General features: G+C 55.0%; 12 protein-coding genes. 5 read left to right on the forward strand and 7 right to left on the reverse strand.

What is annotated here, in order from left to right; all coding sequences use genetic code 11:
- Window positions 1-482 (forward strand): hypothetical protein (locus CLV88_RS23215; protein WP_207797125.1); only part of this gene is annotated, 482 nt, incomplete at its 5' end.
- 434 nt (window positions 483-916) lie between these two features.
- On the forward strand, window positions 917-1,258 hold the full coding sequence (locus CLV88_RS21785) for a DUF2853 family protein (RefSeq protein WP_106610525.1): 342 nt from the start codon (window positions 917-919) through the stop codon (window positions 1,256-1,258).
- Between the two features lie 226 nt (window positions 1,259-1,484).
- Here the strand turns inward: CLV88_RS21785 and CLV88_RS21790 are convergent, their stop codons facing one another.
- The 5 genes from CLV88_RS21790 to tsaD are packed head-to-tail and all read right to left on the reverse strand — an operon-like array spanning window position 1,485 to window position 4,673.
- A complete protein-coding gene (locus CLV88_RS21790; RefSeq protein ID WP_106610526.1) occupies window positions 1,485-1,880 on the reverse strand; it encodes a DUF1761 domain-containing protein in 396 nt (131 codons plus the stop codon).
- 47 nt (window positions 1,881-1,927) lie between these two features.
- The gene (locus CLV88_RS21795) at window positions 1,928-2,347 is read right to left on the reverse strand and encodes an EVE domain-containing protein (protein WP_106610527.1); all 420 of its coding nucleotides are present in this window, start codon (window positions 2,345-2,347) and stop codon (window positions 1,928-1,930) included.
- Window positions 2,347-2,622, reverse strand: a complete 276-nt coding sequence (locus tag CLV88_RS21800; RefSeq protein WP_106610528.1) for a YciI family protein — start codon at window positions 2,620-2,622, stop codon at window positions 2,347-2,349. The genes CLV88_RS21795 and CLV88_RS21800 overlap by 1 nt, the downstream gene beginning before the upstream one ends.
- A 3-nt stretch (window positions 2,623-2,625) precedes the next feature.
- Complete coding sequence (locus CLV88_RS21805) at window positions 2,626-3,579, reverse strand: NAD(P)H-dependent glycerol-3-phosphate dehydrogenase (protein ID WP_106610529.1); 954 nt, start codon at window positions 3,577-3,579, stop codon at window positions 2,626-2,628.
- Window positions 3,576-4,673, reverse strand: coding sequence for a tRNA (adenosine(37)-N6)-threonylcarbamoyltransferase complex transferase subunit TsaD (gene tsaD / locus CLV88_RS21810; RefSeq protein ID WP_106610546.1), 1,098 nt, complete (start codon window positions 4,671-4,673; stop codon window positions 3,576-3,578). Before tsaD ends, CLV88_RS21805 begins: the two co-directional genes overlap by 4 nt.
- Window positions 4,674-4,772: 99 nt before the next feature.
- Between tsaD and CLV88_RS21815 the strand changes: the two genes are divergently transcribed.
- The 3 genes from CLV88_RS21815 (at window position 4,773) to CLV88_RS21825 (ending at window position 8,362) form a co-directional block, all read left to right on the forward strand.
- Window positions 4,773-5,474 (forward strand): uroporphyrinogen-III synthase, encoded by a 702-nt coding sequence (locus CLV88_RS21815; protein ID WP_106610530.1) that lies wholly within the window; start codon window positions 4,773-4,775, stop codon window positions 5,472-5,474.
- A gap of 79 nt (window positions 5,475-5,553) precedes the next feature.
- A complete protein-coding gene (locus CLV88_RS21820) occupies window positions 5,554-6,873 on the forward strand; it encodes a hypothetical protein (RefSeq protein ID WP_106610531.1) in 1,320 nt (439 codons plus the stop codon).
- Between the two features lie 10 nt (window positions 6,874-6,883).
- Complete coding sequence (locus CLV88_RS21825) at window positions 6,884-8,362, forward strand: heme biosynthesis protein HemY (RefSeq protein WP_106610532.1); 1,479 nt, start codon at window positions 6,884-6,886, stop codon at window positions 8,360-8,362.
- 12 nt (window positions 8,363-8,374) lie between these two features.
- Here the strand turns inward: CLV88_RS21825 and CLV88_RS21830 are convergent, their stop codons facing one another.
- Both CLV88_RS21830 and CLV88_RS21835 read right to left on the reverse strand, forming a co-directional pair.
- Window positions 8,375-11,122: an AsmA family protein gene (locus CLV88_RS21830; protein WP_106610533.1), complete on the reverse strand. Its 2,748-nt coding sequence runs from the start codon at window positions 11,120-11,122 to the stop codon at window positions 8,375-8,377.
- A 22-nt stretch (window positions 11,123-11,144) separates the two neighbouring features.
- Entirely contained in the window at window positions 11,145-12,803 is a 1,659-nt protein-coding gene (locus CLV88_RS21835; protein WP_106610534.1) for a mechanosensitive ion channel family protein, read from the reverse strand.
- Between the last annotated feature and the right edge of the window lie 115 nt (window positions 12,804-12,918).

Raw genomic sequence — 12,918 nt, forward strand, 5'->3', positions numbered from 1 at the left:
CCCTCAATCCATCAGAAAAACGCCTAAGCCATCGTCACGCCAAATGGCCGGCTTTTACTCCGCCACACTGGCAGGTTTTTAATCCGCCGTTGACACTTGACCGCACAATGTTCGGTGATGATGCCTATTATCGTGAATTAGATCGTCGCGCCGCTGCGTTTGCGGCGGCAGATGCTGCGAGAGCCATTTCTTCGGGAGCGTCGCGATCTACAGGTTCTGCGATATCACTCAAATCTTGTCGCACCTACGACATTGACGGTTTCAGATCGAGCTGTGTTTCCAGCAAGACAGAGGCGGATCAGCAATTTGCAGCCTATCAAGAGAGAGTTCGCAAAGTTGAAGCGGCGGACGCACAGCGACAATCGCAGATTGAGGCAGCTGCTGCGCGCCAAGCTGAGCTAAATCGCGCGGCCCGTGCGCGCGCGGATGCCGCTCTTGCCGAGTGTCGCGGAAGAAGCAACGTAGTGAACGCCTGTTTGTAGGTGTTTTGTCAGGAGGCGATTTCATGGCGGTCGCTCAAAAGCCAAACCAGCCTTACAATTGATTTGTCATAGTTGCATGTGCAACGCGGTGGATCAGGACCATTGCCGAGGTATCGGAAATTTCGGCAAAATCTGCTCTATTTTGCTTACGGCAATTGACGGGAACGAAGATTGGAATGCTTATTACGCACGATCGCGGCGTGTTCCTAGAGTAGTGTCATCACGCCGAGTGCTTCGGAAAGCTGTGCTCCAACCATTTTGCCGAGTTTTTTTGGCAAAGATGCAAAAAACGAGCAATTGATCCAGCAGGTTTCCCCTGCGGAACAGCTTTCAGATTTTGCTTTGTCTGAGAAATTGTTGTGGTTAACGTAAGGGTGCCTTGCTGTGCAGGGCCTAGTTTCACGCGGCAACGACTGTTTCATGGGAGAGTATTGATGGGCAAGCGCGACGATCTGATCGCCAAGTATGCGGATGATTTGAAGAATAAGTGCGGGATGGATCCTGACATGGATTTGTTGACCAAGGTGACGATTGGTTGCGGTCCCGCGATATATGACGCGGATGCGTCAACGGTTGCATCCTCGCAGGAAGGCGAGATGGAAACTGTGAAGAACAATTTCCTGATCAAGAAACTGGGCCTGTCGGATGGACCGGAATTGACGGCCGCGCTGGATTCCGTGATCGAAACCTATGGTCAGTCGGAGCGCAATAAGTACCGCGCGGTGGTCTATTACATGCTGACCAAGCATTTTGGTAAAGAGTCGGTTTACGGTTGATCAAGGTCAAAATTTGCTATGACGCCCGTGGCCAATGTGCTGCGGGCGTTTCCAGTTTGAGCGGAATTTTAGAGACTTGGTGTTTGCCGTGCCGCCGCAAAAACGGTAGTTTGTAAGTACGCGCCAGGACGGCCGGAACCAATTAGAACACGCGTGTGGTGAGTAGGGAGCACGTGGGGAAACGGGGGTTCTGGCGATTTGGCCGGTCCCCCCGTTTATTTTTTGTCTACAACAGGGTTAGCACAATGCCCATGATGGTGCATCCGATGGTGGAATAGCCACCGTCGATCAGCATCAGGGTGCGGCTGCGGCCCGCAAACGCGTAATTTGTGACCAGCCAGGGCGTTGCGAGAAACAAGCCGATGCCCAGCCCAGCCATGAAACCTGCGCTGATTGTGTCTATGCCTGATAGTGAAAAGACATGTCGCATCATGCCCGCGACGAGCAATGCGCATAAAAAGGCGGTGATGTAGGGCAGCGCGCCGCTGGTGTTGACTGGGCGACCGGTGTCATCAGCTTCGACCCCGGCGGCTGTCATCCAGGGTTGAGCCAATGCCATATACCAGATGGCGCCAAAGATGTAGGAGGCCAGCGCGGCCGCGATGACGATCAGAAAGTCCATGAATCCTGTCCTTGTTGGTCCGAATGACAGGATTATGCCCGCTGAAATTAGGCTTTCATACCACCCAGCTCGCAAACTACGGCCCATTCTTCGGGCGTGACAGGTTGCACAGAAAGGCGGGAATTCTTAACCAATACCATTTCTACCAAGCGCGGGTCTGTTTTGATCAGGTCAAGTGAGACAGGGCTTGGCATGGTTTTCACGGCTTTGATGTCTACGCATTCCCAGCGATCATCGTCGGTCGTGCTGTCCGGATGCGCCATAGCGCAAACCTCGATAATGCCGACAACCGATTTCTCTTTTTGGCTGTGGTAAAAGAAACCGCGATCACCAAGGGCCATTTCACGCATGAAATTGCGGGCCTGATAGTTGCGTACGCCATCCCATTCTTCGCCCGCGTCGCCTTTTTCGAGCTGGTTTTGCCAGCTCCATGTTGATGGTTCGGACTTAAAAAGCCAGTAGCGCATCAGCCCAGAACCTTGTTCCAAGCCGTGAGTTCGACGCTTTCGAACAGGTCGGCAGCCTTGTATGGGTCGTTGGCCGCCCATTCTTCGGCTTCGGCGATGGTTGAGACATTGAGGATGATCAGCGACCCACACATGTTACCAGCGTCATCAAGGAAAGGACCCGCCATATCGATGACATCACCTGATGATTTTAGGTAGGCGACATGCGCGTCACGGTTGGCTTTGCGGATGTCGAGTGCACCAGGTTTGTCTTTGGCAATAAGGGCGATGCGCATGAATTATTCCTCCTTGAGCGGTCGAGAAAGCAAGATTCGCACAGCGTCTGCCGCGTCGACCTGATGTGTTGCGAGTTCATAGACCATCTTGCAGATGGGCATGTCCAGTCCGACTTTGGCGGCAAGTTTAGTCACAGCCTCGGCGGTTTTGGCGCCTTCGACAGTAGTGTTGGCGTCAAAGGATTCGCTGCGACCACGTGACAGGCCAAAGCGATAGTTTCGGGATTGATCGGACATGCACGTTAAGGCGAGATCGCCCATGCCAGACAGGCCCGAGAGGGTTTCAGCGCGCGCACCGAGATGGGTGGCGAGGCGGGTCATTTCGGCAAATCCACGTGTCATCAGGGCCGCGCGTGCGCTGTCACCCATGCCGAGGCCAATTGTTGTGCCACATGCAATGGCGATGACGTTTTTTAATGCGCCGCCCAGTTCTGCACCTGTGACGTCGTTTGAGCGATAAAGACGGAGCGTGGATGTGGAAAGCTGGTGTTGCAGAGACTGTCCAGCCGCATCATCAGCGCAGGCCAACGTAAGGGCGGTTGGTAGGCCACTGGCAATGTCAGCGGCGAAGCTGGGCCCGGTTAGAATGGCCTGAACCGCGTGTGGTTTGAACTGTCGGATTACGTCGGCAGGGCCGGTCAGGGTGGAAAGGTCGATTCCCTTGCAGCAAGCTACGAGGTGCTTTCCAGAAAGCGGCACGTCCAACTGTGCGAGCAGGCCAGAGAGAGATTGCATCGGGACCGATAATAAGAGGGTGTTGGCTTGAGCTGCCTGTGATAGTTCAGGTGTAATAGAGACTGTTTTAGGTAGTTCTACACCGGGAAGTCGGGGGCTTTGACGGCTGATTTCGAGCGTCGTCGTGTCACGTGCCCAAAGCGTGACGTTTGCGCCACCGCGCGCCATTGTGACAGCAAGAGCCGTGCCAAACGCGCCCGCTCCAAGGACCGCGATACTCATGCCTTGGCTCCTCTTTTACCACTACCTAGAAGGGCAGGCGCGGTTTTGTCCAAGGGCCAGCGGGGACGAGCGGAGAGGGTCATGTCATCTTGTGCGCCAGAGCGGAAACGCTCAAGCCCGGCATAGGCGATCATTGCAGCGTTGTCGGTGCAAAGTGCTAGTGGGGGCGCGGTAAAAGTGACGCTGTGATCGGCACAAACAGTCTCTAACCTTGCGCGAATTGCCGTATTTGCGGCAACGCCACCGGCGACGGCAAGCAAGGGTTTCGACGGAGTGTCCGCAAGATATACCTCTAGCGCACGTCGGGTTTTTTCGGCGAGAACATCGACCACCGCCGCCTGAAATCCGGCACATAGATCGGCGCGAGCCTGTTTGGGTAGGCCGCCGTGTTCCGCCATCACAGCGTCGCGGGCACGCAACAATGCAGTTTTTAAACCTGAAAAAGACATGTTGCAGCCAGGTCGATCCAAGAGCGGGCGAGGAAACCGATGCGCCTTGGGATCGCCGTACTTGGCTTCGGCTTGAACCGAGGGGCCGCCGGGCTGGGGTAGGCCGAGCAGGCGGGCGGTTTTGTCAAATGCCTCGCCGGGGGCGTCGTCGATGGTGCCGCCAAGGCGCGAAAACCGCTCTGGGCCATGAGCGATAAGAAACTGACAATGGCCACCAGAGACCAGTAGCATCAGATAAGGATATGTCGCCTGATCGGTCAGGCGCGGGGTGAGCGCGTGACCGGCGAGATGGTTGACCCCTACGAGCGGGATGTTGAGGCCAGCGGAGAGGCCTTTGGCGCACATGACGCCGGAAAGAACACCGCCGATGAGGCCGGGTCCCGCAGTAACTGCGATAGCGTCGATTTCTGCCAGAGTCAGGCCGGAGGTGGTAAGCGCCTCTTCGACTGAGTAGTCGAGTTTTTCAGCATGGGCGCGCGCGGCGATTTCAGGCACGACACCGCCAAATGCCGAGTGCAGTTCATTTTGTCCATGAACAATTGAGGCGAGGATTTCGGGCGGCTTATCGCCGGACTGACGCACAATAGCGGCAGCGGTATCGTCACAGCTACTCTCCAACCCGAGAATGGTTAACGTTTCTGGCAAAGTCGCGAGCATTGGCCTGAATTTGTTCCTTGTCGTTGCGCGGCGGATGCACGGCAGGTAACACCGGAAGGCGGCTCAAACAATCCCGGCACCTGATGAATGGCAGTTCCTAAGCTAGAACACCCTACTATTTTGCTGACCCGTCCGGTGGAGGCGGGGCAAGAGTTTGCGGCCAAATTGGCGCAAGTGGGTGTTTCGGAACCTATCGTGTGTTCACCTTCGATGCGCGTTGAGCCGGAGGAAGTGCCTGGTTTGGCGGGAGTTGAAGGTGTAATTTTTACGTCGCAGAACGGGGTAGCGGCGGTTGATGGGCGCGACTTGCCCGCATGGTGTGTAGGCGATGCCACAGCTGCCGCGGCGCGGTCAAAGGGGTGGCGCGCAATATCTGCAGGCGGAGACGCCGAAACACTGTACCAGCGAATTTTGGCCGATGCTCCGCAAGGGCCGTTGTTGCACCTCAGAGGCGAACACGCACGTGGCGCGTTGGCTGAAAGATTGAGTGGGGTGGGGGTCAGAACGCGTGACCAAGTTGTGTACCGGCAGGTTTCGCAAGAATTGAATGAAGGAGCGAAAAGGTTGCTGGCTGGAAAATACCCTGTGTTAGTGCCTCTTTTTTCGCCGCGAACAGCGCGATTATTGGTTGAGGCAGGGCCGTTTACAGCTCCAATTTACGCGGTTGTGATCAGCGACGCGGTAGCGGAAAACCTTGCTGGGTTGGAGTGTGAGGTGGTTGAAGTGGCGCAAAACCCGGATGCGACATCAATGATTGCCGCCATAAGACGTTTGATAAGAGCAGACTGACGCATTGAGACAGGCTGCGACCTCGCCTAAGCTATTAGGAAGAGTTGTGCATTTAGGACCGGATTCGAAAGGGTGACAATTGAGTACCTCGGATAAAAACAACAAACCGGCTGACGATCAGGTAGAGACGGATGCGTCCAAGACGGACGCAATTGAGGACGCCGAGATCGTCGAAGATAGCCCTGATGCTGTTGAAGAACGGTCTGACAACACCGTGGAAAACACTGAAGCCGGTGATGGCGTCGCAGGTGATGTAGAGGCGGAAGATTCAAAAACGGTACATTCTGAGGATAACGTCGTTTCTGAAGAAGTCGCGGATGATGCGAATGCGGAGCTTTCGACTGAAGAAGAACAAAGTGGTGAGAATGTGGTCGCTGGTCCGGAGCCGGTGGCTGAGTTGACGCCTGAGCCACGGACGGTTGAGAAGATTGTCGAGCGCAAAGGTGGATTTGTTCCGATGGTTCTGGGCGGGTTGATTGCCGCCGGGATTGGATTTGGTGTTGCGGTGTATTTCGGCGAACAGCTTGGGCTGGGGGCCGATACGCAAGAGGCGCTGACAGCGTTGCGAGAGCAGGCGGCGGAGCAAGAGGTGTCTTTGGAAGAGATTAAAACTGGACAAATGCAGGTGGCCGGAACGGCGCAGCAGGCGCTGGATGGGGTGTCGGGCATATCCACGCTGAATGATACTGCGACAGCGCTGGGCGTACGGATAGATGAGCTGGCCGGAGCGGTTGCGACGTTTGACGCCCGACTGACCGATATTGAGAAACGACCGCTGAACGAGGGTTTGTCAGCGGCAGCGATTGCGGCCTATGAGCGTGAGGTCGAAGACCTTAAGGCGTTGGTGGCTGAACAGAAGGCCGAGGCCGCCGAGCTAAAGGATAACGCGGCGTTGTCTGCGCAAGCGGCGCTGGCGCGCTCGGCTGTGACGCGGATCATAGCGGCGCTGGATTCGGGTGCGGCATATCGGGCGGCGATTGTGGATTTCGGATCAGCTACGGGCGGTTCGGTCCCTGACGTGTTGGAGAGCCATGCTGATACCGGTGTCATAACGCTTGCCGCGCTATTGGAAGCCTATCCAGAAAGCGCACGGGCCGCACTGGCCAAAGCGCGAACAGATAAGGTGGACGAGGCCGAAGGAAATACGCTTGGCAATTTTCTGAAAACGCATCTGGGTGCCCGCTCGGTAGAGCCGAAGGAAGGCACCGATACAGATGCGATATTGAGCCGCACGGAGGCGGCGCTGAGGGAAGGGCGTTTGGCGGATGCGCTGAGCGAATTAGATACTCTGGCCGAAGGGCCGAAATCTGTCATGGCAGAGTGGCGGGCGACCGCGAACACTCGACTGGCTGCGACACAGGCCGCCGAAGAACTGGCGCAACGTCTGAACACCAACTGAAAGTCATTGTATGCTCTGGTCATTGATTAAAATTCTTGTCTTTGTCGCTGTTATTGCCGGTATGGCATACGGGTCAGTGTACCTGTTGGAGAGTGATGGCGGTGTGATGATCACCGTTGCTGGTGTGGAATACTCGTTGGGGCCATTCCAAACTGTGCTCGCGCTGGTAGCGTTGGTTGGGATTGTCTGGTTGGCGCTAAGGCTGGCGGGGCTTTTGGTCGCGGTTCTGCGTTTCCTGAACGGGGACGAAACGGCGATTAGTCGGTATTTTGACCGCAGCCGTGAACAGAAAGGGTATCAGGCGCTGGCCGATGGGTTGATGGCGCTGGCCTCTGGTGAAGGGCGCGCCGCGATGGACAAGGCGCGCAAAGCGGAGCGTTATCTGCGAAAACCTGAGTTGACCAACCTGATCACGGCTCAGGCTGCTGAGATGAGTGGCGACAAGCGCAAGGCGGAAGAGGTTTACAAGACGCTGCTTAAGAGTGATGCGACACGGTTTGTCGGGGTGCGCGGGCTGATGAAGCAGAAGCTGGATGATGGCAAAACGGATGTCGCGCTCAAACTGGCCGAGACAGCGTTTGCGCTCAAACCGCGCCATGAAGAAGTTCAGGATGTATTGTTGCGATTGCAGACCGAGTCAAAAGACTGGTCAGGTGCGCGCGGTACGCTGAATGCCAAACTGAAACATGGCAGCCTGCCGCGCGACGTGCATCGTCGCAGAGATGCGGTTTTGGCGCTGGGTCAGGCCAAAGATGTGCTGGACGAAGACAGTTCGATTGATCAGCGAGAGAGAGCGATTGAAGCAAACCGGATGTCGCCAGATTTGATCCCTGCGGCAGTTTTGGCCGCGCGAGGGTACATTGAGCAAGGTAAGCCGCGCAATGCGACACGCCTGTTGAAGAAGGCATGGGATGCGCAACCTCATCCCGATTTGGCAGCGGCTTATGCTGAGATTGCGCCGGATGAGACTCCGCAGGAGCGGATCAAGCGGTTCAAGACGCTGATCAAGGCAAATGCAAATCACGCAGAAGCCCGGATGTTGATGGCAGAGTTGAACATTGCGGCAGAAGATTTCCCAGAAGCGCGGCGTGCGCTGGGCGATTTGTTTGAAACAGAGCCAACGCAGCGTTCATTGACCATTATGGCAGCGATTGAGCGTGGGGAAGGGTCCAAAGACGCAGTTGTCAAAGGGTTCTTGGCCAAGGCGCTGACGTCGCCTCGTGGACCGCAATGGGTATGCGAAAACTGCCATAACATCCACGCGGAATGGGTGCCGACCTGCGAGAATTGCCACAGCTTTGACACACTAAGCTGGACCGCTCCGCACGAGGCAGAGGCCGGTGTTGGCACGGGGGCTGAGATGTTGCCGCTGATCGTAGGAGCGCTTGAGGATCACTCTGAGGATGTGCCGGAGGAGGATGTTGCGGTTGATGATGCAGAGACTGTTGAAGGTGAAGTGGTAGAAGAGAAGCCGACTGCCGCGCAGTAAGTTAATTGCGCATTATTCACTTTCGCCTTGCTCTAGCTGATAGATATCCGGGATGCAGGGAACGCGGTCTGCCGGCATGACGCTTGCACCATCTGCGCGCCGGCTGCGCGAACCGCCTATGTCGAGTTTGAATTTGGGATCAGACAGTTTTCCCGTGACCTCAAATGGCCATGCGCTGCGCGAAAGAGGTTTGCCAACACGGCGCGGTTCGGCGCGGAGTTTGATGCTGTCGTTGATCCAGTCGACAGCACCGCGGGCAAAAAGCTGAACCGAGTTTGTTTCGACAACGACGCGGTCGAAGGTGACTTTGCCAGTGTTGAGCTGAACAGGTGCGCGGACACAGACAACGTCTGTCCACCCTTTGCGGCGTTCTTCGGAAAAGAGCCACGGAAAGATGCCGAGACCGGCAAGTTCCAAAAGGCTGGTCGCGACCGCGCCGTTGCCCATGTTCAAAGTCGCAGCACCGGTGATCGTGCGTGCGAAATTTTTGGGTTGGGAAATATTGCCCGAGATATTCAACGCGGCATCAAGGGTGCCTTGGGCTTCGATACCCAGTTCAAGGGATGTGAGGATTTCACCAAGATCCCAGCCGCTGGTTGAGCCGTTAATTATGAGGATTTCCGGTTGGTTTACGGCGTCCATTTCGGCGTTTACCCGAAAAAACCCGTCGCCATAGTAGAGCTCCATCGGGCCGGCTTGAATCTGGCCCTGATCAGCGATCAGCTGGCTGGACATTGACGAGACGCCCTTGTCGCCAACAAACTCTTTTAGATCGATGGAGATTTCCAAATCGGTTTTAGTAAGGATGCGCTGCGGGCTGAAAAATTTTTCTTCGGGCGCGGGTTCTTGTTCAATCACAAGTGGTTGAAGGGGTGGCTTTCCGTCATCGATCTCTGGTTCCTGCTTGACCGGTGTTTCGTCAAGGACAAGCGGTTGCAGGGGCGGTTGATCTGTTTCTTCTGCCTCGCGTGACTTGCTTGAACCGGCAATGGCAATCACGGCTTTTGTGCCGTCGCGGATGTCTGCAAGCCGGATTCGATTGGAGAGGATGCCACCACGGATCACGTTGATATCCTGGGAGATGTCAAAAGTGATGTTGGTGGAAATATCGCTGTCGGCGGCATTGAACCCGATGTCCAAGGATACATTTTGTTTGTCCCCGGTCATGCCCATGGTGAGGCCGAGCGCGCCAACATCAATGGGGTCGACTTGCAACGCCTCGAGGAAATGAGCGCTGTCTGCGACGGACAGGGAAAGCTCCAGCAGGAAACCAGAGAGTTTCTTGACGTCTTCCATCGTGATTTTGGCGTCGAGCGACCATAAATCGGTGTTTTCAGAGCGTGCTTCGAGCCGTCGGAGGCTGAGGTGGCCGGGGTCATCAGAAATGTCGAATTCGGCGTAGACCCGGCCAAAGCGCTCTGCGTCTTCCTCGGCTAGAGAGCGCAGAAGGAGAGTTGATGCGCCTTGGAGCGCGCCCTCGATCGAAACGCCTTTGAACTTGAATACATCACTGACTGAGCCTGATGCTGTGATAAAAGGCGCGTCGAGGGGGCCAACTTGCAAGGTAATTTCCCGTACACCTAAAGTTCCCTCGGGACTTCGGTAGAATTGTCCGATGGTGATTGGGCCGACACGATCAAGCCCTTGATCAAACGCGTTGGTCTGGATGTTCAGTTCCTCGAACTCCAAACCTTGGTCGCCAGTGATGATATGCGCATCGATACCAGTGAGTTTCAGGTCCTTGAGTGCGGTGGCGGGCGGCGGTGGCGCGCCTTCTGGATGCATACGCGCATCAATGGTTATGTCGACCCCGTCGCGGGGAAGGACGTTGTCAACCTTGCCGCTGATGACAATGTGTTGGCCACCGTCGAGTTCGAACGTTGACTCAATGTCAGCAAGCGCCCAAACGTCTGGCTTGCGGGTCACTTCGGTAGAAATGCGACCGTGCCCTTCTACGCTTCGCTCAAGCCCAAAAATGTCGAAGATTTCCCCGATTTCCCCGGTTTCCAGATCAAAATCTGCCACATAACCGCCGCCTTCGGACTCAGGCAGAACCGTGCCGTTGTAGGTTAGGCTTAGCTCGCCAAACGACACGTCATGCGAGAATGGGGCATCGTGAGGATAGTTGCCGAGGAGTTCGAATTCCTCTCCGTTCACGGAACCGTGGCCGGAGAAGGTGACCAGTTTTTCGTGCTGTTCGAGAAGTGCGGATTCAAGATCAAAATCGAAAACAAAACCGGACGTGGCGTTGTCTATTGTGAGACCGATGTTGGTGAATGTGACCGTCTTGTCGGACAGGAAGGTCAGAAAGGACGGCGAGTCTTCTTTGGTGTCCTCTTCATCTTTCTTTTTTATTCGGCCCTCGCGCTGAATCCAGCTGGTGGTGCCGTCTTCGGCGGTGAGCAAGTTTACCTGCAACCCGTCCATGACAAAATTGTCGAGCGCAACATTGCCGCGCAAAACGCCGAGCAAGTCGACGTCGAGCTCCATCAACGTGAGCGCAATGAGGTCAAGATCGTCCATATTCGTGCTGGGCACACGGGCGTCGGCAACACGGACGCGTGCGGTACGTTTGAGAACAATGCGAACATCGCCGTCGATTTCGAATGGTTGGCCCAATTGGTCCGTCATTAAGTTTTCGACAATACCCTGACGAAAACTGGAAAACATCGGTGCTGCCAGTACTAACCAAAGTGCGATGAAGAGCACGACGGCAATGGCAAGCAGCCATTTCAAAGTTGTCATGAGCGCCTTGGGCATTTCAAAGGGCCTTTGTTGTCTATCAACCGGTTTGCTTGACCTCGTTGCCCGGATCGTCGGGGCTTGCGAGATCACCTTCCCAGTTGGGGTCTGAAATCTTGAGTTCCGGCGTGTCGGCCATGTAGGACGGGGTCATGATCTGTACGCCGTTTTCATTGAAAACATCTGAAATATGTTTGTGCAATTCCGATAATAGCAGAGGCAAGTAAGAGCCGCGCGTTGTAAATGCATTGATTTGATAATTCATTGCATAGTCAGCCAAGGCGGTGACCAAAACGAAAGGCGCAGGCGATTTTTTGAGGCCGTTTGTGCGCCTGGCCGCTTCGACCAGCATGGCTTCAACTTTGGCGCGGGGCTCTTCGTATCCAATGCCTACCGTGGTGTGCAGCAACAGACCCTTGCCGTCAATTTTGGATGAATAGTTGATCACCTCGGACGATAGGAGCGTGGCGTTTGGAATGCTGATCAGCTCATTCTTGACGGACTTGAGGTAGGTTTCCATCAGTTTGATTTGCATGACGTCGCCGTAGTGTTCACCCACGCGGATCCGGTCGCCAACGTTCATAGAGCGTTTGTAAAGCACAAATAGTCCGGCGAGGACATTGGAAATGACAGAGTTGGAGCCAAGCGATACCATGACACCGACCAGGATCGTGAGGCCCTGAAAGGCGGCGGAATCTGAACCGGGAATGTAAGGAAAGCAGAAAACGGCGCAGATCAAGATTAGGGTCAGCCGGATCAGATTGTATGTTGGCCAGATCCAGTGCGCCTCAAAGTTCTTGAGGGCGATTGTACCTTGATCAACGTTTTCAAAGAACAGCTTTACACCCTTGATGATCCACGCGGTGATACCAACAATGATCGCAATGGTGATCAGGTTCGGCACATAGGCGATTATGGCAAGAAGAATACCAAGAATTGGGTCGGTTACATAGCGGATCAGCAGTTCAGCAATCGGTTGGGTTTGGGGAAATGAGTGCAGAACGAAGCTTATGTAATAATAAAACCCTGTGAACAATGTGACGTCGATCAACACCCGTATACCGAAGCTGACGAGGTTAGATGCCGCACTGGCTTGTAGCACGTCCATCGTTGCGGCCTGAACGACGTGAAAACGACGTTCGACTATGCGCGCGATGAAACGGGGAACGCGTTTTCGCAAGAAAATAAGCAGCACGCAATATGCGGCAAACATGGCAGACCAAACTAGTGCGGCTGTGGTGCTTTGAGCAAAGGCGGCGTCCGTTCGGTTTGCCCGGTAGTCCAATATGGCGCGCTGGATTGCTTCGGCTTGAAGTGATGCAAGCACGTTCATTTCCATTTGTTCGAACTCTGAATCGGCCTGTGTCGTCACAGTGATCATCGTATCGTCTGCATAGACCACAAAGCCAAGGTCCTCTGACCGAACTTCCATCTGCACCGTTTCGGATTCGCTCGATTCTGCAAACTCGATAATGCGATTTGCAACAATTTCAGCGCGCTCGGATGCCGGAAGTGCGGTTGACCCACGTACAAAAAACAGCTCATTCCCATCGACAATTACTGGTTGGGAAAAAATCTGCTCATCGCGTTCCGCCTTTTCGGATGTTTTTTCGGTTGGTTCTTCCTGAGCATAGACGGGCGGAGATGTGGCGAGCCAGAGTGTGGCAATGGCCAGTAAGATAAAGGTTATGGCGCGCATGCCGATTTGTTCCCCTGTTCGCAAAAGTGTTTTTGACGCAGGTTTTCCATCTGCTTTCACGACGATGTTACAGGGAGTTAGCGTTTCGTCAAACACGAGCTTTGGGAAAAGTCCT

The sequence above is a fragment of the Shimia abyssi genome, assembly GCF_003014475.1.
In the GTDB taxonomy this organism is placed as follows: Bacteria; Pseudomonadota; Alphaproteobacteria; order Rhodobacterales; family Rhodobacteraceae; genus Shimia; species Shimia abyssi.